Below are 24,424 nucleotides of genomic sequence, written 5' to 3'. Positions count from 1 at the left end.
AAAGTAGCGCCGAATCACAGAGCAGTCAAAGCTGGAGAGGATAGAGCTGGCAGGTTCTCGAGCCTACCAGCACTGGAAGGAAGTAATGATCACGGTGGCAGAGCCTACCCCAGGACCAACCTGAATGCATAGCCACTATTGTGGTGCAATCACTCATCAAACTGGAGAGTCGATCAGTCCGGAATGGTTTGCAGGCCTTGGTCCTGGGGCTGGCCAATGAAAGCGGCGATCGGTCGCTGCAATGGGCTTATCATTGATGCTGGCCTCTCGCCGCCGCATCAGGCCGCTATCATCAAATTCCCAATTTTCGTTGCCGTAAGCACGGTACCACTGACCGCCATCGTCGTGCCATTCATATTGAAAGCGCACGGCGATGCGATTGTCGCCATAGGCCCACATTTCTTTTACCAGGCGATAATCGAGTTCTTTATCCCACTTACGCCGCAAGAAGGCTCGGATAGCCTCACGCCCCTGAAAGATTTCGGCCCGGTTGCGCCAGAAACTATCTTCGCTGTAGGCCATCGATACCCGGTCGGGGTCACGGCTATTCCAAGCATCTTCGGCCAGACGCACCTTAGCCAGGGCACTGTCACTATTGAAGGGGGGCACCAGTTTCTGTGCCGGTCCATTGGTCATTAGCCACACACCTAGCCCAACACCACGCTAGACAAAAAGGCAGCCCCGACCCCGGCTAGGGTAAAGCCCGCAAACCGCAGGGTCAAAGCCCCATTCTCCTTAGCAGCTCCCAGCCACTTGGCAGCGCCGTAGGCAGCGGCAGCAATGACCGTCTGAATGGTGGCAAATCCTAGCAAATAGGCCAACAGTGGCGTCATTTCAGCGCCGACTACCGCCTCTCCGTAGGCGTAACCGTGGAAGATACCGGCAATAGCGCTTAAGGCTACCACCACCATCGTTTGGGGCCGCTGCTTCATGGCCAGTAGGCTGCCAAAGATCGCTACCGAGGCAGTAATGCAGAGTTCGGAAGCAGGTAGACTGGCTCCCGCTAGATGTAGCCCCGTGCCCGCCCAGGAGGCTAAAACAAAGGCTGCTGGAATCAACAGTCCCCACCCCACAACGGCGGCCAGGAGCCCAGCAGTGACGACAAAGGCCAGGTGGTCGACGCCGATGACAGGATGCCCTACCCCGGACAAAAAGCCCTCTATCCCATTAGTAGGGACTTCGCTACCAAAAGGATGGTGAGCCCAGGCAGGGGACGCAGCGACGAATACCCCGGCAGCAGTGACTAGCCCTAAGCCCGGAGCCTGCTTGAGAAACAGGCAAAATCTCTGAGTTAACTGCAATCGTGACATCTATTATTTTTCTCCAAATACTTGCGGGGGGTAGCTATCCAACTGGTAACAGTCTGGCGACATGTACGTCAGTCAATGCTGTCAAGGGAGGTTGGAGGTCTTTGATGCTTCTCCCAACCTGTTGAGAGGCCAATTACCATTTCTTGTAGGGCAAGAACTTGCCGCACATGATGATCTTGACCCGGTCGCCTTTGGGGTCCTCTTCTCGCTCGACGTCGATAGTGAAGTCGATGGCGCTCATGATGCCGTCGCCAAAGTGCTCGTGGACTACGGCTTTTACAGGCATGCCGTAGACCTGCATGATCTCATAGAAGCGATAGAGCAGGGGGTCGGTGGGCACCAGCGGATCGAGGGCGCCTTTGACGGGGCACTCTGTCAGGGGCTCAATGAAGGAGGAATCAGCGCCGATGGCCTCGACAATCTTGGTCGCTTCCTCCTCTGAAGCACTGGCCTGGCGGTAAATCACCGAGGCGATCCAGACCTCATCGCGGCCGACTTTCGCCTCTAGATCTGCAAAGGACAGCCCCTTTGACTTCTTAGCGGCGAGCAGTTTTTCAGTAATCACTGGAACGGCCATGATTGTGTCCTCTTAGTTACGTCTTAGTTACGTCAGTTTGTTGTTACGTCAAGTTGGCAAAAATTGGGAAAGAACGTCAGGGGAAAATCCGATGACTATTTGCCCTGACGCTACTTTCAACCAATTCTGGCGGCCTCAACAGCCCGCGTCTCCCGAAACAGATGGCTCTCCATCTCGGCTTTGAGATCGTGGTAGGCGGGATGTTGGTCAATGGTTTCGCGGTTGCGGGGCCGGGGGAAGGGAACTTCTAAAATTTCATCGACTCGGGCAGCGGGGCCCCGGGTCATCATGACGATGCGGTCGGAGAGCAATAATGCTTCTTCGATGCTGTGGGTAATCATGATCACGGTTTTGCGTTGCTGCTCCCAGATGCGCTCGATTTCGTCTTGTAGAAAGCCGCGGGTGAGGGCATCGAGGGCGCCGAAGGGTTCGTCCATCAGCAGAATCTGCGGGTTAATGGCTAGGGCCCGGGCGATGCCGACGCGCTGGCGCATGCCCCCCGATAGTTCGTGGGGATGTTTTCTCTCCGCTCCACTGAGACCCACCAGCTGAATGTGCTCTTTGATGATGCGATCGCATCGTTTCGGTGACATCTTGGGGGTAACGGTTTCGATGGCAAAGCGAATGTTTTCTTCGACGGTCATCCAGGGCATCAGGGCATAGTTTTGAAACACCATGCCGCGGTCGGGACCAGGGCCAACAATGGGCTGGCCATTGAGCAAGATTTGCCCCATCGTAACTGGCATCAGACCGGCAATCATGCCCAGCAGGGTTGATTTGCCACAGCCCGACGGTCCAATGATGGTGACAAAGGTATTGGGCTCAATCTCCAGGCTGATGTCTTCGATGGCGACAAAGTCGCGGCTGGTTTTGCCAGTAAGCTTATTGACCAAGCCCGTTTTACCCGGAAAAACCTTGGTGACATTGCGAATCGATAGCTGGGCTGACGCCGAAGCCTGATCGGCCTGATCGGTAGGAGTGAAGCCGTTCACAGATGCTAAGCTCACGAGTTTCGACCAAACGCAACAAATTTTTCCAGAGCGGCAAAGATGCTATCTAGGGCCAGACCCACCAGGCCAATAATGAAGATGGCCACCAAAATATTGGGGATATAGAGGTTATTCCACTCATTCCAAATGAAGTAACCCAACCCCGTGCCCAACAACATTTCCGCCGCCACAATCACTAGCCAGGCGATGCCCATGCTGATGCGCAAGCCCGAGACAATGTTGGGCAGGGCTGCCGGAATAATCACCTTAAAAATGGTGCGCATCCGCGAGGCACCCAAGGTGCTGGCCACATCGACATAGTCTTTATCGACGCCGGCAACTCCGAAAGCCGTATTAATCAGCGTTGGCCAGATGCTGGAGATAAAAATAATAAACACCCCCGTCTGCTCCGAATCGCGAAAGATGTAAAGCCCCAAGGGCAACCAGGCTAGCGGTGAAATCGGCTTCAGTAACTGCACATAGGGGTTAAATGCCTTGTAAGCCACCGGCGAAATACCAATCAGGATCCCCAAAGGAACAGCCAAGATTGAGGCCAAGACATAACCAATGGCCACCCGTCGCAGGCTAATCAGCAAGTTCCAGCCGATACCCATATCGTTAGGGCCATTGCGGAAAAAGGGGTTGGTTATCCACCACCAAAACTCTTTCAGGGTGGTAGAGGCGGTGGGCATGCCCTTGGCAAACCAGCCTAAGCTCGCACCCACCTCCCAGAACAGGAGAAAGGCTCCTAATGACAGTAGAAACAGGGCTGCTGCTCTGACCTCTTGACTCTTAAACCATGCCTCTGGGGTAGCATTGTGAATCGATCTGCCCGTTGCTGCCTTACTCAGCGCCATGGGGCCATACCTCCATCGAACTGCCTCTATACGCCGTACTGATCGATTTGCTGCTGCACATAGGTGGCTGGATCAGCGGGATCAAACGTGTCAAACATGAGTTCTTCGGTGCGGTAGATCTCATCGGGCGGGGTTTGTCCCACTTCCTGGGCCAGGTCCCGGGCCAGATCGGTTAAGAAAATGTCCTTGCCAACGGTGTCATAGCCCTGCTCGGGAATCACTTTGGCGGCCACACCGTCGCCCTGGAGATCCCAGCGCACCAGTTGGGACGAAATCCAGCTGGCGAAACTCTGCCAGGGATAGGGGTCAAAGTCGATGCGATCGGGCACCTCCATGGTGTTGCCTTGACCGTCCTCATAGTTGCCGGTCAGCACCGCTTCTACGACTTCGACCGGCTGATTCAAGAAGGCCCGCTCGGAAATGGCGGCGGCAATTTCAGGCCGGTTGGCCGGATCCTGGGCGTAGCCTGCGGCTTCGATGATGGATTTATTCAGCGCCCGGAAAGTATTGGGATTGTCATTAATCCACTGGTCGCTGGCGGCAAAGGCACAGCAGGGATGGCCGGGCCACAGATCCTTGGTAATCATGTGGATGAAGCCGACGCCTTCGAAGACGGCCCGCTGGTTGAACGGATCGGGCATCAGGTAGGCATCGATGTCGCCGGCCACCATCTGGGCGATGCTGTCTGGAGGCGGCACCGGACGAATCTGCACATCCACATCGGGGTCGAGGCCGCCGGTGGCCAGGTAGTAGCGCAGCAGCAGGTTGTGCATGGAATAGGGGAAGGGCACCCCCATGACGAAGCCCTTGAAGTCGGCGGGACCGTTGACGTTGCCTAGGTGACGATTGGCGATGGTGATGGCCTGACCATTAATATTCTCGATGCTGGCCAGCTTCACCCCGAAGGCGGCCGAACCCAGCCCTAGGGTCATGGCAATGGGCATGGGAGCCAGCATGTGGTAGGCATCCAGTTCCCCAGCAATGGCAGAGTCGCGCACTGCACCCCAGCTAGGCATCTTCACCACCTTGGCGTTAAAGCCGTACTTCTGATAGAAGCCCAGGGGCTCCGACATGATGATGGGAGTGGCGCAGGTGATGGGAATGAAGCCGATTTGCAAGTCGGTCTTTTCTAAGTCTGCGGTGGCCGCCGGGTCTACGGGGGCATCGTCAGCCACCGGCTCACTGCCGCCCCCACAGTTAGCCAGGGTAACCATGGCGGCCCCGACAGCCAGATTGCGTAAAAATTCGCGGCGGGTGAAGCGGCTATTGCGAATAGAATCGGCAAAGAACAGACCCGCCTTGGGGCCAAAGGCGGCGGCAAAGGCATGCTCGATACCGCCCGCCTGCTTACACAGGGCCAGAATTAACTGTTCACGCCGTGGATCACCGCGGCCTACAGTCTTGAGGAAAAGCGCTTTGCGCAGCTCATAGGCGTTGACCCCGTCGGCGGCCCACAGCTGATTGTCTTTGTAGAGGCCCATTTTGACCAGATCATCCACCATGTCTACCGGGTCCTGAGGCATGGTTTGCATGAACTCGTAGTGGTCGCGGGTGAGATGGAACCCGCCGCAGATAATGCACTTCAACTCCAAATCAGAGAGTTCAGCGCGATCGCAATTAAGATTGCCCCACTTTTGAGCGGTCTGAGTTGCGGATGCAAAAACCATAAACCTTGTCCAACTAAACTCTAATGAATGGGTCCCGGTGAGCTGATCGGCACGTTGCTTTGTACGCTATCAGACCCTTATGGAAATAACATTGGATCATTTTTAGGAATTGACTGGGACTTTCTTTGGGACTTGATTTTTCCCTACAAAGAAGATGCCAAAACGGTAATCTAGGTTACTGATTCTCCTCGCCAAACCTGGGGAGATACGCCATGGCACTGACGAAATTGACGGGCAAAATAACCCGGATCACTATAGCCAGCGGCCTCGGCGATCTGGCGGATGGATTGATTGGTATGGGCTAGTAGGGCCCGGGCCTGGGCCATGCGTCGCTCAATAATCCATTGCTTAACGGTGCGTCCCGTCTGGGTGTGAACCAAATTAGTTAAATAGGCGGGAGAATAGCCCACGACTTTGGCGACATCGCTTAAATTCAGCGATTTTTGATAGTGGGCATCGATGAATTGAAAGATGGGATTTAGCTTCGGGTAGTCGGGAAAAATTGGCTCGGGGGTTGGGCCTGACACTGGGGAATCCGATGCTATCGGTGTTGCCTCAGCGGGACAGAAACCCTGATTTAGGGCCTCTTTGCGCTTCAGACGAGTTGCGATCGCACTTAAAAACTGATTCACTGTGCAGGGCTTAGTCAGATAGTCGTCAGCCCCCAAGGTCATCCCCCGCCGCAGGTCGGCCATGGTCACCTTGGCCGTTAAAAAAATAAACGGAATCGATGCCGTGGCAGGGGTTTGATGCAGCGTTGAGAGCACCTCATAACCATCCATATCCGGCATCATAATGTCGCAGACAATTAAATCAGGCCGCTCAGTTTTGGCCAGATCAATTCCTTGGCAGCCATTTTCGGCCCCAAACCCCTGAAAATCTTCAAACTTAAGGCAATTCAAAAAGAGTTCTCGGGTTTGGGCTTCGTCCTCGATGACTAGAATTTTTCTGGTCATAGTCCCTCGGCATTTACTCAGCACGTGTCAGCAAATGTTGGTGCCTCCAGGCATTCTCTGCCGGAGAATCGCGTGGCCACCCGTTAGCTGAAGCGGGCATAAATCCTGCCATTGCCAATGCTGAAAAGGCTGACAGAGCTACACCCAATAACCAGTTGGGCCATGGCTGTAGACGCTAGTTAAGTAGCCCGTGTCAGCTCACCTGGGACGGATGAAACAACATTTAAGCGCGACTTGGCCGATAACAACGTACGCTAATGGAACCAGAAACCCCTGAATGGCACATCTATCCTGGCCAGGGCAACCGATCGTTTACCCCCTAACCTGGTGCTATTAATTCTATTAATCGCTTCAGGGTCGGGCCTTAGTATACTGGGCTACAAACTGTCTGGCTAACGGGTTTTTATGCTGCAACCCTTGACAAAAAAGATGACCAAGGGCGATGAAAAAGTATCTATGCCGCCAATAGGGTTATGCGACAGTATTTCTGGTTACCGGCCCCTGACAACAATCAGTCTGAAAAAGAACTCGAAGCCCTGCGACGGCAACATCAACTGATCCTGAATGCCGTCGGAGAAGGGGTTTATGGCCTCGATCTAAACGGCAATGTTACCTTTGTGAATCCGGCGGCGGCCGCCATGATCGACTGGGACATGGAAGACCTGATCGGCCAGTCTATGCATGCGGTGCTGCACCATTCCCATGCCGATGGCACCCCCTATCCTCGGGAAGCCTGCCCGATTTATGCCGCCTTTCAGGACGGAGCGGTGCATCGAGTCACCCACGAGGTGTTCTGGCGCAAAGATGGCACCACCTTTCCGGTGGAATATATCAGCACCCCTCTGCACGACGAGGCCGGCCAGTTGATCGGGGCCGTGGTGACCTTTCGCGATATCACCCAGCGCAAGTGGGCCGAAGCCGTGCAGCAGCGGGCCAATGAAGAGCTAGAGCACAAGGTGCAGGAGCGCACCGCAGAACTCTATGCTGCCAACCAGCAACTGCGGGAACTGAACCAGTTGCGATCGCGCTTTATCGCCATGGTCTGCCATGAATTTCGCAACCCCCTCAACACCATTGCCCTCTCTGTTTCCTCATTAGATCGCTATGACACCCAACTCAGCCCCCCACAGAAAGCCACCTATCTGCAGACCATCGCCGCCAACGTCGAGCGCATGACCCAGATGATCGATGACATTCTGGTGATTGGCAAAATCGAAGCCAAGATCCTGGAGATTCAGCCCCAGCCTCTCGACCTGGTAGACTTCTGCCGCAGCCTGTTGGCAGAAACCACCTTCGAGCGTGCCTGCAATCCGATCCGCTTTACCAGCACTGCCCCCCATCTGATGGCCGTCCTAGACAAACGGCTGTTGCGCTCGATTCTGACCAACATCCTACTCAACGCCATCCGCTACACCCCAGACGACAAGCCGATTCAGGTCCGGATTTCACCGCAGCCGCCGCAGATTCTGTTTGAAATCGAAGACGAGGGCATCGGCATTCCCGCCGCCGACCAGCCCTATCTATTCGAGCCCTTCCACCGCGGACGCAACGTCAGCAATATCCCTGGCACCGGCCTAGGGCTCAACATCGTCAAGCAATTTGTCGAGTTGCAACGGGGTAACATTGCCGTGCGCAGCCAGGTGGGCGTTGGCACCTGCTTTCAAATTTGGCTGCCGCAACAGATGGAAAAAGCGTAACAGAGGCTACTTTTATCTGGACCATAAATTGGGTAAGACGATAAGCACGCTCCAGTCTTCGCCCCCTTGCCATCATGAATGTATTCCATCGCCCCCCGACAACCGATGTGGCCCAGCGGCAGCAGTTGAAAGCCTGGGTCTATGCCACCCTCAACCTCGAGGCCGAGGCGCCGGTTTCCGCACCGAACCCGGTTGCCCGCCGGTAGAAACCGTCATCGCCGTCATGAGCCAGCCGCCGCAGACCTTCAAAATTCATGCTGCCGTCGCTGCCATCACCGAGGCGCAGCTACGGCAGGCCCCGCAAGCCAGCGTAGATTAAAGGCGATTTGCCCACCGCTTAAATCAGACCTATGACCACCACAACAGCAGTTCCAGTAACCGTGATTACCGGCTATTTAGGCGCCGGAAAAACCACCTTGCTCAATCGCATTTTGACCCATGAACATGGCCAGAAATTAGCCGTAATCGTCAATGAATTTGGCGAGGTGGGCATCGACAATCAGCTGGTGATTGATGCCGATGAAGAAATCTTTGAAATGAATAATGGCTGCATTTGCTGCACCGTACGGGGAGATTTGATCCGCATCATCGGCAACCTGATGCGACGTCGGGAGCGCTTTGACCACCTGCTGATTGAGACCACCGGTCTGGCCGACCCGGCGCCGGTGATTCAAACCTTCTTTGTCGATGAAGATCTCAAAGCCCAACTGGTTTTGGATGCGGTTGTGACCGTAGTGGATGCCAAACATATCTGGCAGCACTGGGACAGTGACGAAGCCCAGGAACAAATTGCCTTTGCCGATGTCATCTTGCTGAATAAAACCGATTTAGTCTCTGAGTCCGAACTCGAGCAGTTAGAGCAACGCATCCGTGCCATGAATGCCATGGTGAAGCTCTATCGCAGCCAAAGTTCTAACGTCAAGATGGAGCACATCTTAGGGGTGAGGGCCTTTGATTTAGATCGGGCCTTAGAGTTGGATCCGAACTTTCTGAATGAAATCGCCCACGACCATGATCAATCTGTCTATTCGCTGGCCATTGTGGAGCCGCGGCCCCTCGATGGTGATAAGCTCAGCCGCTGGGTGTCTACGTTATTGGAAACCAAAGGGCCAGACATTTTTCGCATGAAGGGAATTTTGAATCTGGCTGGTGCCGATGAGCGTTATGTATTTCAAGGGGTGCACATGATTTTTGACGGGCGCAGTGATCGCCTCTGGGCTTCCCCAGAAGAACGCCGCAGCGAGCTGGTGGTGATTGGCCGTAACTTGGATGAAACCGAACTGCGAACTGGGTTTCGGGCCTGTCTGGCGTGATTACTGCAGGCATGAGGTGCACGGCATCGTGGCACAGTTCTCTGAATGATTACATCACGGCCTTAGCCTGGTCCTCCCGGGGAGACTGGCTGGCAGTGGTGTCGGCGGCAGGGGAGGTGAGGTTATATCACCGGTCGCAGTCATGGGTCGAGCTACAAGGAGCTACGGGTCAGTCCATGGACGCCCTGGCTTTCTCTGGGGATGGCCAGTTTCTGGCTGCCAGTGGCCAGGCGGGTCAGGTGATGGTGTGGTCGTTGCGATCGTTACCCACTGCCTCCTCAACGCCATCGCCTCTGGCCGCGGCTTTCACCCGATCTCATCCGGGGGTGTGGATTGATCGACTCGCCTGGCAGCCCCAGGAGCACCTGCTTGCCTATGGGGTGGGGACTCAGGTGCAGATTTGGGATGTGACCGGCCATCTCCAGTGGGCTCAATTAGATGTTCAAACATCGTCTGTGCTACATCTGGCCTGGCAGCCTCAGGGCAAGTTGCTGGCGGTGAGTGGCCATGGCGGCATCAGAGTCTGGAATCGCGAGGATTGGACGGCTGAGCCTAAACTCATCGCCGTCCCTGGGGCTAGCCTCTATGGGGCCTGGTCTGCCGATGGGCGCTATCTGGGCTCGGGCAATTTAGATCGCACCCTGACGGTGGCCGAGTGGAACTGCCCACCTCCTTGGTTAATGCAGGGGTTTCCTGGCAAGGTGCGACAGCTGGCCTGGTCTGAGCCGACCCTGTCGTCGGACTCACCCCTGTTAGCCGCCGCTTGTGTCGATGGCATTACGGTGTGGCGACGGGGCAAATCCCAGCGTGCTGATTGGCGCTCGACAGTGTTACAGGGGCACCGGGACAGAGTCAATGCGATCGCATTTCAGCCCGGCTCACAACTACTAGCTTCCGTTGGTCAAGATGGGCAACTCTGCCTTTGGCAGGGGGGAAAGCGTCTCATTCAGGCCATTACACTAGATTCAGAAGGCGTATCTGCGGTGGTCTGGCATCCTGGTGGCGACTATCTTGCCAGCGGCACTGCCTCGGGCAAGCTGACGGTTTGGCAAGTCTCAATGCAGCGTAAAGGCTTTGGATACGCCCCTTAATCGACTGGCTGGCATTACTCTGCTGCTCGATCAGCGGCTGGTAATGCTGGTCGATGTGCTGTCCTAAGTTGCCAATTTTAGTTGTTGCTCTGCACAATATCTTCGCCATTGGGATCCAGGCAGCATGGGCATGACCTCCTCAGGCTGTGGCTAGTCCAACTGTTTAGGCAATTCCCGATCGACGGCGGGAAAGTAGCGCCGAATCACGGAGCAGTCAAAGCTGGAGAGGATAGAGCTCGCGGGCTCGCGGGCCAACAAGAATTCGAAGGCGGCGGTGATCACGGCGGCGGGGGGCACCCGTTCCTGGGACCAGGCTTGGTAGTCAGCCTGGCTGAGGGTGACGCGGTACCGGTGTTCGCGGCCATTGGTAAGGGTCACCTCGTAAGCCCAGCCATCATTGGTTTGGGTCTCCGATTGGATTTGAATCGCCATAGTTGAATCTGGGTAACAACAGAACGGTAGCATGAACTATAGAGTCGCACTCCCTGGGGGGAATCGGTGCCATGACGGTATTGAACCTGGTTAAAATCCCCATCACCACCATCGATCTATCACCCGGTAGTCATGTCCTTATCCCCAATGTGACCTGGGAGCAGTACGAGACCCTACTCACTGATCTTGGTGCCGATCGCCGCATCCCGCGCATCAACTACTGTGAGGGCACCCTGGACATCATGTCCCCACTGCCAGCCCACGAACGTCCCCATCGCATGATTGCCGATATTGTCAAAGCGCTTTTGGATGCCCAAGATCACCCACCGACTTGGCCATTGAGGCGGATGTTACCTCAAGAACCACCCTAGATGCCTATGCTGCCCTGCAGGTGCCGGAAGTCTGGATCTATGACCGCGGCCAACTGACGATTTACCAACTACAAGCAGAGAGCTACGTTGATAGCCCTAACAGCCTGGCTTTCCCGAATTGGCCTATCCGTGACGTGATTCCTCAGCTTGTAGAGCAGGCGTTTCAGCGGGGGACTAGTGTGATGCTGCGTGAGCTACGGCAGCAGCTGACATTTTACTCACTGCAGCCATCCCACAGCCTGTCGAGTGGGCATTAGCCTTGGCCAGCAGTGGCTCCCCTCCAAGAAGACGGTGCAGCGACTATTGCCGGCTAGGGCAACAGTTGGTCGATCATGCGATTGGCCTGAGAGCCGTAGCCGCCACCGAAGAGATTGAAGTGATTGATGATGTGATACAGGTTGTAGAGGGTTTTGCGCTGGGCGTAGCCTTCGTCTAGGGGATAGGCAGCGTCATAGCCCTGGTAGAAGGGAGTGGGAAAGCGGCCGAAGAGTTCGCTCATGGCGATGTCCACTTCTCGATCGCCGTAGTAGGTGGCCGGGTCGAGGATAACGGGCTCCCCGGCTTGCGTGACGGAGGCATTGCCGGACCAGAGGTCACCGTGGACCAGAGCCGGAGCCGGATCATGGCCGCAGAGCAGGGCCGGCACTGCCGATAATAGCTCATCTTCTCTGGGAAAATGACCGCCGCGGCGGTGGGCCAGGCTGAATTGGTAGCGCAGCCGCTGTTCCCGGTAGAAGTCGACCCAGTCCTGGGTCCAGGGGTTTTGCTGGGGAGTGTCGCCGATGGTGTTGTTGCGGTCCCAGCCGAAGCCCTTGGGGTTGGTGACCCGATGCATGGCGGCCAAATTTTGGCCCATCTGATACCAGGAATCTTGATTGCCGCTGCCGAAGTCGAGCCATTCCATGACGATGTAGGCGGAGCTGTCGGCGATGCCCCAGCAAATGGGTTTGGGGACGCGGATGGTGTGGCTGTCGTAGATCTCTTTCAGACCCAGAGCCTCGGCTTCGAACATGGCGAGCTGGGAGGCCTGGTTGACTTTCAGAAAATAGGAGCGTTGGCCGTCGCTAATACGATAGGCCTGGTTGATGCAGCCGCCTCCGATGGCGGTGCGATCGCATAGTTGAAACCGTTCTCCCGTGGCATTGGCGATCTGCTCTGCGAGAATAGTCCACATCTGCATAGTCGTCCTCTCGTTCTTGTCATCTCTGTGTCCGACGCCAAACCCACCCGCTCCCTGGCCAGCATCGCCGGCATCGTGGCCGCCGCCACCCTGCTCAGTAAACTCTTCGGCCTGTTTCGCCAGCAGGCCATCGGTGCTGCCTTTGCGGTGGGACCGGTGGCCGACGCCTACAGCTTTGCCTACGTGATTCCCGGCTTCTTGCTGGTGCTGCTGGGGGGCATCAACGGTCCTTTCCATAGTGCCATTGTCAGCGTCGTCGCCAAGCGCAAACGGGAAGACATCGGCCCCTTGGTGGAATCCATCAGCACCCTGGTGGGGGTGATGCTGCTGGGGGTGTCCCTGCTGCTGATCGTCTTCGCCGCCCCCGTCATCGACTTCGTGGCCCGGGGCTTAGGGGAATATACCCCCCTGGCCCGCCAGATTGCCATTTTGCAACTGCAGATCATGGCCCCCCTGGCCCTGTTGGCAGGCTTTATCGGCATTGGCTTCGGCACCCTCAACGCCGATGACCAATACTGGCTGCCCTCGGTCAGTCCCATGTTTTCCAGTGCGGCGGTGTTAGTGGGGCTGGCCCTACTCTATGGGGCCATCGGAGCCGATATTACTGACCCTCAGTATTTTGTCTTGGGGGGGGTGGTATTGGCCGGCAGTACCCTGGCCGGAGCCGGGCTGCAGTGGTTAGTACAATCCCGGCTCTGGCGCTCGCGGTTGGGGCGACTACGGCTGCGGTTTGATTGGGGCGATCCCGGGGTGCGACAGGTATTTCGGATCTTGGCCCCGGCCACCTTCTCCTCTGGCATGATGCAGATCAATGTGTTTACCGATCTGTTTTTCGCCTCCTACCTGCCCGGCACCGCCGCCGCCTCAACTACGCCACCCTGCTGTGCAACCCCGTTGGGCATCATCCTCCAACGTGATTCGGTGCCGTTTTTGCCTATCTTCGCTCGCCTAGCCGCCCCGGAACACTGGCCGGAGTTGCGGGGGCGTATCCGCCAGAGTCTACTGTTTACCGCCCTGACTATGCTGCCCTTGGGAGCCCTGATGGTGGCTCTGGCCCTACCCTTGGTGCGGCTTGTCTACGAGCGCGGCGCCTTCGATCTAGAGGCTTCGCAGCTAGTGACGTCGCTGCTGATGGCCTATGGCATCGGCATGTTCGTCTACCTCAGCCGCGATGTGTTGGTGCGGGTCTTTTACGCCCTGGGGGATGATGGCCAGACTCCCTTTCGCATCAGCCTGGTGAATATCGGCCTGAATGCGGCGCTAGATTTCTGGTTGACACGCTGGTTCGGCGCCCCAGGCTTGGTCTTGGCGACGGTGGGAGTGAACATTCATCTCGGTGCTGCGCAATGGTAGTTAATCTTGAATCGGCGGCTGGGGGCTTGCGTTTTGGCCTGGGGGCGACCGATTCTGGGCCTGACTCTAGTTAGTATTGGGGCGGGGCGGCCGCCTGGGGAGTCCGTCTGGGCCTGGATGCCTGGTTGGGGAGTGCCGGTATCTGGCGGCAGTTGCTGCAACTTGCGATCGCAAGCGGCCTCGGCCTCGGCCTGAGTATTCTAGGCATCATGGCCCTAGGCATTCCCGAAGCCACCCAGCTAGCCCAGCGTCTACGACAACGATTTTTCCGGCGTTCGAGATCTTAAAGAATCACGTAAGAATCACGAATCCTCATCCAACCGGTATCCGTTCAGGATAACACCAGCTATTCTGTTACCCAAGATTGTGGGTGTCCTATGAGCAAGCAACGAACCTTAGCCCTAACTCTGGCCCTGACCCTAGTCGTCCCCCTTGGCGTTGGCATGGAACGGCGCTGGTGGGCCCAAACGCCGCCACCTGACTTGCCGCCCAGCTTCACCGTGCCAGAGACCCCCTACCTCAGGACACCACCCTGCGCATCGATGGCTCCCCCAGTATGGTGGCCCTTAACCAGGAACTGGCCCAGCAATTCCAGCAACGCTTCCAACGCGCCACCGTGGCCCTGGGCCACCAAGGCAGCGACACAGCCTTTCAAGCCCTCCAGGCCGGAGACCTCGATCTAGTCGCCCTGGGGCGTCCCCTGACCAACGCTGAGAAGGACGTCGGATTAGCAGCAGCCACCATCAGTCGGGAGAAGATTGCCATCATCGTCGGCCCTGACAATCCCTTCCAGGGCAGCCTCACCTTCCGTCAGTTCGCTCAAATCTTTCGTGGCGAGATCCGCAATTGGTCTCAGCTCGGCGGCAAAGACCGTCCCCTGCGTTTCATCGATCGCCCCGTCACCAGTGATATTCGCCAGGCCTTAGGAGATTACGACATCTTCAAGGAGAAGCCCTTCGAGACCGGTGCCACCGCCGCAACCGTGGCCACCGACAGTACTGCCGCTGTGGTTCGAGAGCTGGGCAGTGACGGCATCGGCTACGCCCTAGCTTCGCAGGTCTTAAACCAAGCCACGGTGCGAGTGGTACCCATGCATGGCACCCTCCCCGACGATGAACGCTATCCCTATTCCCAGCCCCGCAACTATGTCTATTTAGAGGAGCCCAGCCCGGCTGCCCAGGCCTTTTTAGGTATTGCCACCGATGCTGACGGCCAAACCGCCATCGCTGAGGCCGAGCAAATTGAAGCGGCGATCGTTGCCGCTGCCGCTGTGTTGCCGGGGGATCTGGCCATTAGCCCCGATGGGCAACTACACGTGCAGGGCACCGAAACGGGACAGCTAATCTGGCTGGATGCCTCCGGCATTCCCACCGATAGGACGATCGATGCCCATGAGGGACCAGTCACCGGCTTGGTCTTTAGTCCCGATGGCCAGGTCCTGATCTCCAGCGGCGCCGATGGTCGCCTGCGGCGCTGGAATCGTCAAGGGGCCCCCCTGGGGTCTCCCATTACTGCTGCTGCCCGGGCCAGTCACTGCCTTGGCCATGAGTCCGGCCGGTCCCACTGTCATTAGTGGTAGCCGCGATGGTAGTCTCCGCCGTTGGGATCTAGAGGGCAATGCCCAAGGAGATCCGATCACGGCCCACGGAGGGAGCGGTGCGGGCGTTAGCAGTAGCCCGGATGGCTCGAGTTGGATCAGCGGGTGATGCCGAGACCGTGCGATTTTGGAATGGTGATGGCACTCCGCTCGGAGACCCCATCCCCGGTAACCAGCGCCATTACGGCCCTGATAGGCCCAGTGGCGCGATGGTGCAGGCCGCGCTACGTTAGTGGCAAGCGAACCAATGGTGAACCTAACAGCGTTGGACTCCCGATGGCGGTGCCGAGGGCGAGCCCGATTTCGGCCCACGAAGGCGCGAGGTAACAGCCCTGGCCATGATCCTGGACGGCAATACCCTAGTCCAGTGGCGCGCCAGGATCGCACCCTACAGCTGTGGAAGTGGGATGGCAGCGCCGCAGCCCCAGGTCAGGGCGATCTACCTGTGCCCATCCATGCCCTCGAGTTCAGCCCCGATGGACAGCGGTTACTCAGTCTTCTGGCCAACGGTACGACTCAAGCGCGTGATGCCCAGGGCAACCCCATCAGCCAGCCCCCCAGACTCCTAGCCCAGTCTTTCTCGACAGTCACTCCCCCAGATCCCCCGTCGCCGGCCGTCCCCCTCCCCGCCTTTCTACAAACCCTACCTCCCTGGGCTCTGGGAGCCATCGCAGCCGCCATCGTACTGGTCCTGTTCCTGCTGGGCTGGTTGACCCGACGCCGCTCTACCGCCCAGAAACCTGCTCCGGCAGAACCGACAGAGGCAACGGCGTCGCCAGTACCAGCGACTGAGGGACAAGCTGACCAGGCTAGCTCCCACCCTGCAGTCTATGGCAATGATGCCGACATCTCCTTTGGCAGCCGCCTAGGAGATGCCGAACGGGACATGGAATATGCTCTGGCCATGGCTAAAGAGGGGCAATTCGACGAGGCCTTAAATCATGTGCAGCGCGCCATTGAAGTAGCGGATTTAGAACGGATTAAGGCCCTCGCCGCTGGCGTCGGTACCGCCGGGGTAGTGGCTCTACTGGCACAAGGATTAGCCCGTCGAGGGGGGGTGCTAGGGCTACTGGGACGCTCTGACGACGCCGTAGACAACTTTGATCGAGCTCTGGATCTCAATCCCGACAGCATAGACGCCTGGGTGGGCAAGGGCCAGTTGTTACTAGAGCAGCAGCACCCCGAGGCAGCCCTAGACTGTTTCGAAGCGGCCCTAGAGCGCGACCCCGACTTACCGATGGCGTTAGCCGGTAAAGGACAAGCGCTGCAGCAACTAGGCCGCAGCCAAGAGGCACAACCCCTCTTAGACCAGGCCGCCGCCAACGGTGTCGAACACGTCAATTTACTGCAGGCCCTAGATCCAGGTAGCGTGGGCCAGCGGGCCGCCCTAGGGGTAGGTGCTGGAGCCGCCGCCTTGACCGCCTTGAAAACAGCGCTTTTCTGAGGATGGTCCTAGCGGTGACGATGCAGACAGGGCTGTCCCTGGTCCGTCCATGCCCTCTGCCGAGGCCAATGTTCCTCAGGAGTTACAGGATGAGGCAGCTGACCGACCGGAGGAAGGCCACGACTTGACGTCGCCCGCGGCTTCCTCCGGAGATGACGATGGGCCCCCAGACTTAGCGGACCAAGGGTCTCATCTGTCCAAGGGTGACGAGGGATCGAAATCGGTTGACTGGCCTGATGCTGCAATGCTAGGGGAGGATAGTTCACCGGTCCCCGGCTGCTGCTGGCGTGGCGTTCGGCGGCGGCGGCGCCCGCGGACACCGTCAAGGTCCAGGATGATCCCTCAGATCCGCTTCCCCCTGAATTAATTGAGGCTTTGGCAGGTATTCCCCAAGCGGCTAAGCCTGACCCATCTGCCTCGGCGGCGTCATCGGCTTCGGTGCCACCACCTGTGCCAGCCAATCCCAAGCTGCAATCTGATGACGACGCCTAAGGCCACAGTTCTCAGGTATTGAGCTGGGCCATGGATCCTATGAAGCCAAGGGGGCGAGGCCGGATACTCTGTAGTGGTTGCCATGGCCTCGACTGTCCTAGAACTGGCTAGAGGCAAATCAAATCGTCAGGAGCCGCCGTTGCAGGACTCCTTAACCGGGGACTGATTACTAAAGGTGATGGGCCCAGACTCGATGGAGAGCTCTATCGGGCTATGGTCAAACTTTTGAGCCATGAATCGTATGGCTGGGCCCGTTTTCTGGCGGTGCCTTGACCGGCACATCCACTGGTGGCATCCCCAGGGCTATCCGGTGTAAACCCATGACTAACACTGGCTGCAGCTCCATCACTGCTGCCGTCAGAGGCACCGTCTAAGGATAGTCCTTGCCAGTCCTCGGGTCTTCAGGGGGGAGGCTCCTCCTAAGGGCGCTGGAGCAGTTCCTCCTGGAGTCGGGGACTGTGTAGATGTCCCTGATGGCGTGTCGGCTGGTAGGGAATGCCCCATGGTTGGGGCTGTCGATGCTTCATTAGACTGGCCAGAGAGTCGGGCAGCAACCCATTGAGCCATTTCACCCTGTCGCTGTTCGGCTCTGGGTGGTGCCCGACGTTGGTGTTGCTGCCGCCCCCGAGGACCTGGGCGGTCCGGGCAGGGGTGAGGTGAGTTCAGGGTCAACTGGATTGGATGCGACGGGATTGACCACGATGGTCTGGGAGGAGGGAGCCGGAAGGGAGGGAGCGGCCGCTGGCTGGGATGCCTGAGGTTGCCTGGAGGATGGAGAATTAGAGGGAGATGGCGATGACGATGGCGTCGATGGCCGACTGTAGTCAACGGCTGGCATCGACACCGATGGTAGGGATGAAACGGCTTGGGGCGATGATACTGGACGGCTGGCACCCAGTGAGTCAGCTGAGTCAACGCTCTCTGATGAGAGGTCGGCAGTCAGATCGGGGTCGCTATCGTTGGCCCTTGCCGGGGCTGGGGTGCCCGCTGGGCGATTGGTAAAGCCCATGGCCGACAGTCCCAGCATGGTCCAGGTCGTAGCAACTCCCCCCCAGGCTAGGGTCTTCCAGTAGCTCCAGTTGACCTCACTGCTTCGATATCCACTGTTTCGATATCCCATGATGACAATACTACCGTCTTATCGAAAATGGGCCTTGATCTTGACCACACGGCAGATGCGATCGCACGGTAGTCCCTACCGTCTCCTGACTTCCTACTTGAGTTATACAGTAGCCTAGCTAAAAACCCTGACGAAATGAGCCAAAGTCGAGTGTTATTTTGGAACTCCATGTAAAGGTTTCATGAATCGCTGGGGACTATCTCGTCGGCACTCACTGGTCTAACCCCCGGCAACTAGGGGCTAAAGCAGGAACCGGCGACTGGCGACTGGCTGTTAAGCCCCCATCATCCCTAGGCCAAATGGCCATGCACAACCTCAGCGATGTGGTCACTCCAGTAGCTCACCCAATCCTCATCAATGGCCTCCACCATGACTCGAATCACCGGCTCAGTACCCGATGGCCGCACCAGCACCCGGCCATAGTCGCCCATGGCGGCCGTGGCCGCAGCGATGCTTTGCTGGACAGGATCACAGTCATGCCAATGCAGCCGGTGTTGCCGATCTGTGACCCGCACATTCCTTAAACGCTGGGGATAGGGGTGAAAGCTGGCATCGACTAGGGCCGCCAGGCAGCCATCTAAAGCCTGTACTAAAGCCGCTAGGTGCAGGGCAGTGAGAATGCCATCCCCGGTCATACTGTAGTGATGGCAGAGAATATGCCCCGACTGTTCCCCGCCCAACTTAGCTCCCCGATTGACCATTTCCGCATGGACATGTTGGTCGCCTACCTGGGTGCGAATCAAGGTCCCCCCTAACTCCGCCCAGGCTCGCTCAAACCCGAGGTTAGCCATCACCGTCGATACGATGGTGTTTGCCGGCAGCTGTCCCAGGCACTGCAGATGTTGTCCCCAGAAGTAGAGGATGTAATCGCCATCGACGACTCTCCCCTCGGCATCTACGGCCAAAACCCGATCGGCATCGCCGTCGAAGGCAAACCCCAAATCAGCCCCATGGGCTCGCACAGCGGCTTGCAGAGGCGCCAAATGGGTCGAGCCACACTGCACGTTGATGCGATCGCCATCGGGTAAGCCATGCAGGCCAATCACCTCGGCCCCGGTGCTTTGAAACACCTGTTCTGCCAAACCGCTAGCTGCCCCCCAGGCCATATCGAGGACAATGCGAAGCCCCTGCAGATCAACGGTAGAACGCAGCGGCTCCCGCAGGAAGTCAACATACTGCTCGATCAACTCTGGGCGGTAATAGCATTGCCCCCACCGAAGTGGGGCCGCCTGCACATGACCAGCCGACATCTGACCAGATCTCAGGGCCTGTTCAATCTCGGCTTGTACTGTTGCCGCCAATTTAGTACCGTCGGGGCCAAAAAACTTGATGCCGTTGTCTTCCGGAGGATTATGGCTGGCAGAGATCATGATGCCACCAGCCGCCTGCACGGCACCAGTGAGATAGGCAATGGTAGCCGTAGGACAGAGTCCCAGGTGCCAGACTTCCATACCGGCTGCGGTCAGGCCAGCCGCGAGGGCAGACGCCAGCATATGGCTGGAGTGCCGGGAATCTTGCCCCACCAGCACCGGACCAGCAGCAGCCTGACGTCGACAGAGGATCTGTCCGGCCCAATAACCAATGTGTAGCGCTAATGGTGCCGTCAGTAACTCCCCCACCTGCCCCCGAATGCCGTCTGTGCCGAATAGGGGGGATTGGGGCAGCCCGATCAAAGGCCGGACAAAGGGATTGGGATAACTGTCGGCTAGCCCTGTCGATGGCTCCCCCGATGTCTCAGCACCGGATGCTACGGCAGGGGACTTTGCCGATTGAGCAGATAGACGAACCATGGCAATAACCTCTCCTCACACCTCTCAGTGGAGGATACCACCTCTGTTTTAGGATGGATGCAATCCGCTGGACAGTTGACTAAATGGATAGATCCCACCCAGAGACCGACCAATTTCGCTGCCGGATTCCTTTTGGCAGGGCGTGAGTCAATTCAATCAAGGGGATTATTATGCCTGCCACGATACCCTTGAGGCGCTATGGATGGTGGCTGAGCCAGCTGAGCGGCAATTCTATCAGGGTATTTTGCAGCTAGCCGTAGGGCTGTATCACTTGGGGAATCGGAACTGGCAGGGAGCCGCCACCCTGCTGGGGGAAGGTCGCCATCGACTCCGCTCCTATTGTCCGAGCTATGGCGGCATCGATGTGGATGATTTGCTGCACCGGACTGAATCCTGGTTAATGGCCTTACAGCAGTTGGGCCAGGCCAATGTTGCTGTACTGGCTACAGCCAGTCAATCGCAGGACGATATCTCACTGGCTGGCTTAGAGGCTCCCTTACCGGCCCTACACATCCGTCAAGTCCCTTAATTTGCCAGAAGCAGGTGAAACCTTCACAGAAGGCTATCGTCAGTGGGCATAAGTCTGTGCGACCATAGAACTCTGCTGCTTTCTCCCAAGTAGATCCCTATGGTGACCATATCCCGTTGGTGCCAATATCTATTCATGGCGATGCTGACATTGCCCCTGTTGAGTTCGGCGATGCCGATGGCCCGGGCTCAATCAGGTGGCAATGCCATTACCCTTCGCTCCGATGTGCAAGAGGCCAATGCTATCACTGGCGTGATTACGGCTCGGGGGAATGTGCAAATTGACTATCCTGCCCGTCAGATTTATGCCACCTCTGCCCAAGCCCGTTATTTCAGTGAAGAGCGGCGCATTGTCTTGAGTGGGGATGTGGTCGTGTTGCAGGAAGGCAATCGGCTACGGGCAGAAACGGTGACGTATCTGATCGATGAAGGGCGATTTGTGGCCCTGCCTCAGCCCCAGGAGCAAGTCGAATCGGTCTATATTCTGCAAGACAATCCCTCTCAAGCAGAGGGGGGCACTCAAGACAGCCGCGCCAATACCGCTGCCCCACCACCGCCCTCATTAAATTTAAGCCCCATTGATGCCGGAGATGAGGCCGAGCTAAACCCGTCGGCTCCTTAATAGGGGCAATAGACACCCCTCTGCTAGAATGGCCTGCAGGCTTTTTCTTACCTCGAAGATCTCCTTGAAGATTGTTCTCCACGACGTCAAAAAGACTTACGGTAAGCGGACGGTTGTCAATCGGGTGAGCCTATCGGTAGCCCAAGGAGAGATCGTTGGCTTACTGGGGCCAAATGGTGCCGGTAAGACCACGACATTTTATATGGCAACGGGGCTGGAACAGCCGGATAGTGGCCGCATCTGCCTGGACGATATCGATATCAGCGATTTATCCATGCATCAGCGGGCCCGCTTAGGGATCGGCTATTTGGCTCAGGAAGCCAGTATTTTCCGCCATCTCAGTATTCAGGATAATTTACTGCTGGTGATGCAGCAGACCAAGGTGCCTATTGACGAGCATCTGCCGCGATTACAGTCCTTACTGAAGGAGTTTCGCTTGGAAACGGTCGCCCACACCCTGGGCATTCAGGTGTCTGGTGGGGAACGACGCCGGACCGAGTTGGCTAGGGCTCTGGCAGCGGGGGTGGATGGACCGCGGTTTCTCTTGCTCGATGAACCCTTTGCTGGGGTGGATCCCATTGCCGTGGCCGATATTCAGACACTGGTGGGGCAACTGCGCGATCGCAACATCGGCATCTTAGTGACCGACCACAATGTGCGTGAAACCCTGCAGATCATCGACCGGGCCTACATTATGAACGATGGTCGCATTCTCGCCTCCGGCAGTGCTCGTGATCTCTATCGCAATCCTCTGGTTCGACAACACTATCTAGGGGAAAGCTTTAAGCTGTAACCCTGGAGTGACGGCTGAAAGGTGCCATGGCAACAAGTTCGCCCGAGACGATTTCCCAATCTCCCTCCCTGAAACGGCGATGGTTTCCCACCATCCCGATTATGGATCGCTACATCAGCCAAGAGTTGGCCTTACCGTTCTTGTTTGGGGTCGGGGCCTTTTCCTCCATTGGCGTGTCGGTAGGGGCCCTATTCGATCTGATTCGCAAGGTGACTGAAGCCGGGCTGTCGATTTACCTGGCCTTGGAAATCCTACTGCTGAAGCTGCCAGAGTTTATCGTCTTGTCTTTCCCCATGGCGACCCTGTTGGCCACGATGATGACCTACAGCCGTCTGTCCAGCGACAGTGAATTGGTGGCACTGCGGGCCTGCGGAGTAAGCGTGCGGCGGTTGGTAGCGCCGGCCATTGTCCTCAGCTTGATGATTACCGGTCTCACCTTTGCCTTCAATGAACTGATTACACCAGCTGCCAATTATCGAGCCGCCATCACCCTGGAACAGGCCCTCAATGCCGAGCGGCCGCCTTTTCAAGAGAGCGACATTCTTTACCAGGAATTTCAGGCGGGAGGCAGTCGCCATCTCAACCGCCTATTTTATGCCCGCCAGTTTGACGGCGAAAGGATGCAGGGGTTGACAATTCTGGACTTTTCCCAGGATGGTCTAGACCAGATCGTCAGTGCCGAATCGGCTAGCTGGAACGTGGGTAACAACACGTGGGATTTTTTCAATGGCACCATTTATGCAGTGTCGCCAGATGGCTCTTTCAGCCACATTGTGAAATTCGATCATCAAGAGCTGCAACTGCCGCGCACACCTCTGGACTTGGCCAGTCGTACCAAGGCAGATGATGAGATGAATATTGCCGAAGCTCGTCGCCAGTTAGAGATGATTCGCCAGAGTGGGGATGCCCGAGAAATTCGGGTGTGGCAAGTGCGGATTCAGCAGAAGTATGCGCTGCCGTTTGTCTGTTTGGTGTTTGGGTTAGTGGGAGCTTCCATTGGGGTCTTGCCCCAACGCACCAGCCGGGCCACCAGTTTTGGCATCAGTGTAGTGATTATTTTTGGCTATTATCTGTTTGCCTTTATTGCCAATGCCATGGGAGAGGTGGGAGTGCTATCTCCCTGGATGTCAGCATGGTTACCGGTCTTGCTGGGGATTGCCGTGGGATCGCTACTACTGGCCCGGGCTTCCCGATGAAAATGTAGAAGAGCTGCAGGTAGCTAAAGCGCGCCAACGAGGCTCTAAGCAATCTGCCTTTGCCCGCTATTGTTGCAGGGTACTTTCCAAATATCCTCTCAACCTGAGTGAGCCACATTTCCCTAACAAGTGCTCAGGTCTAGACTGAGAGAGAGTACAGGTTGCGCGGGTCAGGGAGCCGATGAAACCCGGTAGCAAATACTATCCTCTCTTCGAGTATCTGCAGCGCTGCGACCAGGATGAGACAACGCTGACATTTGCTGAGATTGAAGCGCTGATAGGCAAGTCCCTGCCAGCCTCGGCGCGGCAGCGCAAAAACTGGTGGAGTAACCGCGATAGTGCCAGTGCCCTACAGGCTGGGGCCTGGGTTAAGGCTGGCTATCACGTCGTCGCGGTCGATCTCGCCCAAGAGGTAGTGCAGTTTCATACTTTTCAAGCCCACTACACCATCCAACGCAGAGATGGTGATATCGTCTGGCGACGGGGTGCTATCAAGGCCCTGCGTAAGCACATGGAGTTGACCCAAACCCAGTTTGCCAAGGAGCTGGGCGTACGTCGCCAAACCATCAGCGAATGGGAAAACGGTGTCTATGATCCTGATCGCAGCACGGCCAAGTTCTTGAAGCTGATTGCCCAGCAAGCCAAGTTTGAAGACCCAACGACTCCTCCCTGACTTACTTGACTCATGTCCGCTCAACGGTCAATATAGATTGGTCGGTCATCGGGACTGACCTCTGGTTAATGTGTCACCATTGTTGGAGGAGTTCTGTGTCATCTAACCATCCGCCCCTATCCTTAGCCCCGACAGACCGTGGCCAAGTGCTGCGGGTCATTGCCGTGGGGTCTCTGGAGGTCGTGAACAACTATGTGTTGACTCAGCATCGCCTGGGATTTGCCCAAGTGTCTGAATGGTCTCGACCGCTGCCAGCTCCTAACGCCAGGGATATTATGCGAATTCTCACCAAGCGATTGGGGAGCCAGGCTTCCCAGCCCCCCGAGGATCCTCATCCTGCTGCACCTGAAGCGGGCCGCCCCTGAGGATATTCAGA

27 protein-coding genes and 2 pseudogenes are annotated in these 24,424 nt (G+C 57.1%); 18 read left to right on the top strand and 11 right to left on the bottom strand.

All coding sequences use genetic code 11. The features are described from left to right. Window positions 1-156: 156 nt before the first annotated feature. From XM38_RS16530 to XM38_RS16500, 7 genes are all read right to left on the bottom strand, one after another. Window positions 157-636, bottom strand: coding sequence for a nuclear transport factor 2 family protein (locus tag XM38_RS16530; RefSeq protein WP_080812305.1), 480 nt, complete (start codon window positions 634-636; stop codon window positions 157-159). A gap of 11 nt (window positions 637-647) precedes the next feature. Continuing rightward, complete coding sequence (locus XM38_RS16525) at window positions 648-1,310, bottom strand: HupE/UreJ family protein (RefSeq protein ID WP_080812303.1); 663 nt, start codon at window positions 1,308-1,310, stop codon at window positions 648-650. Window positions 1,311-1,443: 133 nt separating this feature from the next. Further along, window positions 1,444-1,887, bottom strand: a complete 444-nt coding sequence (cynS, locus tag XM38_RS16520) for a cyanase (RefSeq protein ID WP_080812301.1) — start codon at window positions 1,885-1,887, stop codon at window positions 1,444-1,446. Window positions 1,888-2,003: 116 nt separating this feature from the next. Next, window positions 2,004-2,894, bottom strand: coding sequence for an ABC transporter ATP-binding protein (locus XM38_RS16515; RefSeq protein ID WP_225889333.1), 891 nt, complete (start codon window positions 2,892-2,894; stop codon window positions 2,004-2,006). Continuing rightward, window positions 2,891-3,733, bottom strand: coding sequence for a nitrate ABC transporter permease (ntrB, locus tag XM38_RS16510; RefSeq protein ID WP_080812299.1), 843 nt, complete (start codon window positions 3,731-3,733; stop codon window positions 2,891-2,893). The genes XM38_RS16515 and ntrB overlap by 4 nt, the downstream gene beginning before the upstream one ends. A gap of 26 nt (window positions 3,734-3,759) precedes the next feature. Continuing rightward, on the bottom strand, window positions 3,760-5,400 hold the full coding sequence (locus XM38_RS16505; RefSeq protein ID WP_088430440.1) for a CmpA/NrtA family ABC transporter substrate-binding protein: 1,641 nt from the start codon (window positions 5,398-5,400) through the stop codon (window positions 3,760-3,762). Window positions 5,401-5,570: 170 nt separating this feature from the next. Beyond that, on the bottom strand, window positions 5,571-6,356 hold the full coding sequence (locus XM38_RS16500) for a response regulator transcription factor (protein WP_088430438.1): 786 nt from the start codon (window positions 6,354-6,356) through the stop codon (window positions 5,571-5,573). Between the two features lie 473 nt (window positions 6,357-6,829). Between XM38_RS16500 and XM38_RS16495 the strand changes: the two genes are divergently transcribed. From XM38_RS16495 to XM38_RS16480, 4 genes are all read left to right on the top strand, one after another. Beyond that, window positions 6,830-8,053 (top strand): PAS domain-containing sensor histidine kinase, encoded by a 1,224-nt coding sequence (locus XM38_RS16495; RefSeq protein ID WP_088430436.1) that lies wholly within the window; start codon window positions 6,830-6,832, stop codon window positions 8,051-8,053. Window positions 8,054-8,127: 74 nt separating this feature from the next. Then, window positions 8,128-8,259: a hypothetical protein gene (locus tag XM38_RS27850; protein ID WP_256995655.1), complete on the top strand. Its 132-nt coding sequence runs from the start codon at window positions 8,128-8,130 to the stop codon at window positions 8,257-8,259. A gap of 144 nt (window positions 8,260-8,403) precedes the next feature. Next, the gene (locus tag XM38_RS16485) at window positions 8,404-9,366 is read left to right on the top strand and encodes a CobW family GTP-binding protein (protein ID WP_080812295.1); all 963 of its coding nucleotides are present in this window, start codon (window positions 8,404-8,406) and stop codon (window positions 9,364-9,366) included. A gap of 11 nt (window positions 9,367-9,377) precedes the next feature. Further along, on the top strand, window positions 9,378-10,457 hold the full coding sequence (locus XM38_RS16480) for a WD40 repeat domain-containing protein (protein WP_080812294.1): 1,080 nt from the start codon (window positions 9,378-9,380) through the stop codon (window positions 10,455-10,457). Window positions 10,458-10,607: 150 nt separating this feature from the next. Here the strand turns inward: XM38_RS16480 and XM38_RS16475 are convergent, their stop codons facing one another. Continuing rightward, window positions 10,608-10,889, bottom strand: a complete 282-nt coding sequence (locus XM38_RS16475) for a hypothetical protein (RefSeq protein WP_080812293.1) — start codon at window positions 10,887-10,889, stop codon at window positions 10,608-10,610. A gap of 71 nt (window positions 10,890-10,960) precedes the next feature. On the opposite strand from XM38_RS16475, the gene XM38_RS27845 reads away from it, so the two are divergent. Together XM38_RS27845 and XM38_RS27840 are read left to right on the top strand one after the other, a co-directional pair. After that, window positions 10,961-11,260, top strand: a complete 300-nt coding sequence (locus tag XM38_RS27845) for a hypothetical protein (RefSeq protein ID WP_256995654.1) — start codon at window positions 10,961-10,963, stop codon at window positions 11,258-11,260. Continuing rightward, complete coding sequence (locus XM38_RS27840; RefSeq protein WP_256995653.1) at window positions 11,221-11,517, top strand: Uma2 family endonuclease; 297 nt, start codon at window positions 11,221-11,223, stop codon at window positions 11,515-11,517. Before XM38_RS27845 ends, XM38_RS27840 begins: the two co-directional genes overlap by 40 nt. Before the next feature lie 53 nt (window positions 11,518-11,570). Here the strand turns inward: XM38_RS27840 and XM38_RS16465 are convergent, their stop codons facing one another. Then, window positions 11,571-12,434, bottom strand: coding sequence for a fructosamine kinase family protein (locus tag XM38_RS16465; protein ID WP_088431731.1), 864 nt, complete (start codon window positions 12,432-12,434; stop codon window positions 11,571-11,573). Window positions 12,435-12,467: 33 nt separating this feature from the next. Here XM38_RS16465 and murJ point away from each other — a divergent pair. From murJ to XM38_RS16450, 6 genes and pseudogenes are all read left to right on the top strand, one after another. Beyond that, window positions 12,468-14,080 (top strand): annotated as a pseudogene (murJ, locus tag XM38_RS16460) (murein biosynthesis integral membrane protein MurJ). A 242-nt stretch (window positions 14,081-14,322) separates the two neighbouring features. Further along, a pseudogene (locus XM38_RS27835) lies at window positions 14,323-14,970 on the top strand (substrate-binding domain-containing protein); the annotation flags it as partial. Between the two features lie 93 nt (window positions 14,971-15,063). Beyond that, a complete protein-coding gene (locus XM38_RS27830; RefSeq protein WP_256995784.1) occupies window positions 15,064-15,366 on the top strand; it encodes a WD40 repeat domain-containing protein in 303 nt (100 codons plus the stop codon). Then, complete coding sequence (locus XM38_RS29075; RefSeq protein ID WP_391540785.1) at window positions 15,251-15,499, top strand: hypothetical protein; 249 nt, start codon at window positions 15,251-15,253, stop codon at window positions 15,497-15,499. The genes XM38_RS27830 and XM38_RS29075 overlap by 116 nt, the downstream gene beginning before the upstream one ends. After that, the gene (locus XM38_RS26065; RefSeq protein WP_187329440.1) at window positions 15,474-15,623 is read left to right on the top strand and encodes a hypothetical protein; all 150 of its coding nucleotides are present in this window, start codon (window positions 15,474-15,476) and stop codon (window positions 15,621-15,623) included. The genes XM38_RS29075 and XM38_RS26065 overlap by 26 nt, the downstream gene beginning before the upstream one ends. 134 nt (window positions 15,624-15,757) lie before the next feature. After that, entirely contained in the window at window positions 15,758-16,834 is a 1,077-nt protein-coding gene (locus tag XM38_RS16450; protein WP_187329439.1) for a tetratricopeptide repeat protein, read from the top strand. Window positions 16,835-17,894: 1,060 nt separating this feature from the next. Here the strand turns inward: XM38_RS16450 and XM38_RS16445 are convergent. Beyond that, complete coding sequence (locus tag XM38_RS16445; protein WP_137455146.1) at window positions 17,895-18,446, bottom strand: hypothetical protein; 552 nt, start codon at window positions 18,444-18,446, stop codon at window positions 17,895-17,897. Window positions 18,447-18,736: 290 nt separating this feature from the next. Next, window positions 18,737-20,236 (bottom strand): phosphoglucosamine mutase, encoded by a 1,500-nt coding sequence (glmM, locus tag XM38_RS16440; protein WP_088430430.1) that lies wholly within the window; start codon window positions 20,234-20,236, stop codon window positions 18,737-18,739. A 142-nt stretch (window positions 20,237-20,378) separates the two neighbouring features. On the opposite strand from glmM, the gene XM38_RS16435 reads away from it, so the two are divergent. The 6 genes from XM38_RS16435 to XM38_RS16410 all read left to right on the top strand — a co-directional run bounded on the left by XM38_RS16435 (window position 20,379) and on the right by XM38_RS16410 (window position 24,413). Beyond that, entirely contained in the window at window positions 20,379-20,765 is a 387-nt protein-coding gene (locus tag XM38_RS16435) for a DUF309 domain-containing protein (protein WP_256995652.1), read from the top strand. Between the two features lie 99 nt (window positions 20,766-20,864). After that, a complete protein-coding gene (locus XM38_RS16430; protein WP_080812284.1) occupies window positions 20,865-21,386 on the top strand; it encodes an LptA/OstA family protein in 522 nt (173 codons plus the stop codon). A gap of 64 nt (window positions 21,387-21,450) precedes the next feature. Then, window positions 21,451-22,179: an LPS export ABC transporter ATP-binding protein gene (gene lptB / locus XM38_RS16425; RefSeq protein WP_080812280.1), complete on the top strand. Its 729-nt coding sequence runs from the start codon at window positions 21,451-21,453 to the stop codon at window positions 22,177-22,179. A gap of 26 nt (window positions 22,180-22,205) precedes the next feature. Continuing rightward, complete coding sequence (locus tag XM38_RS16420) at window positions 22,206-23,375, top strand: LptF/LptG family permease (RefSeq protein WP_306441528.1); 1,170 nt, start codon at window positions 22,206-22,208, stop codon at window positions 23,373-23,375. A gap of 181 nt (window positions 23,376-23,556) precedes the next feature. Then, entirely contained in the window at window positions 23,557-24,048 is a 492-nt protein-coding gene (locus XM38_RS16415; protein WP_080812277.1) for a helix-turn-helix transcriptional regulator, read from the top strand. A 95-nt stretch (window positions 24,049-24,143) separates the two neighbouring features. Beyond that, window positions 24,144-24,413: a hypothetical protein gene (locus XM38_RS16410; protein ID WP_088430426.1), complete on the top strand. Its 270-nt coding sequence runs from the start codon at window positions 24,144-24,146 to the stop codon at window positions 24,411-24,413. The last annotated feature ends 11 nt before the right edge of the window (window positions 24,414-24,424 follow it).

Origin of the sequence: Halomicronema hongdechloris C2206, from assembly GCF_002075285.3 — a bacterium.
Taxonomy (GTDB): Bacteria; Cyanobacteriota; Cyanobacteriia; order Phormidesmidales; family Phormidesmidaceae; genus Halomicronema_B; species Halomicronema_B hongdechloris.
The sequence above is the reverse complement of the archived record's forward strand: the minus strand, read 5'-3'. Positions and strand labels throughout refer to the sequence as shown.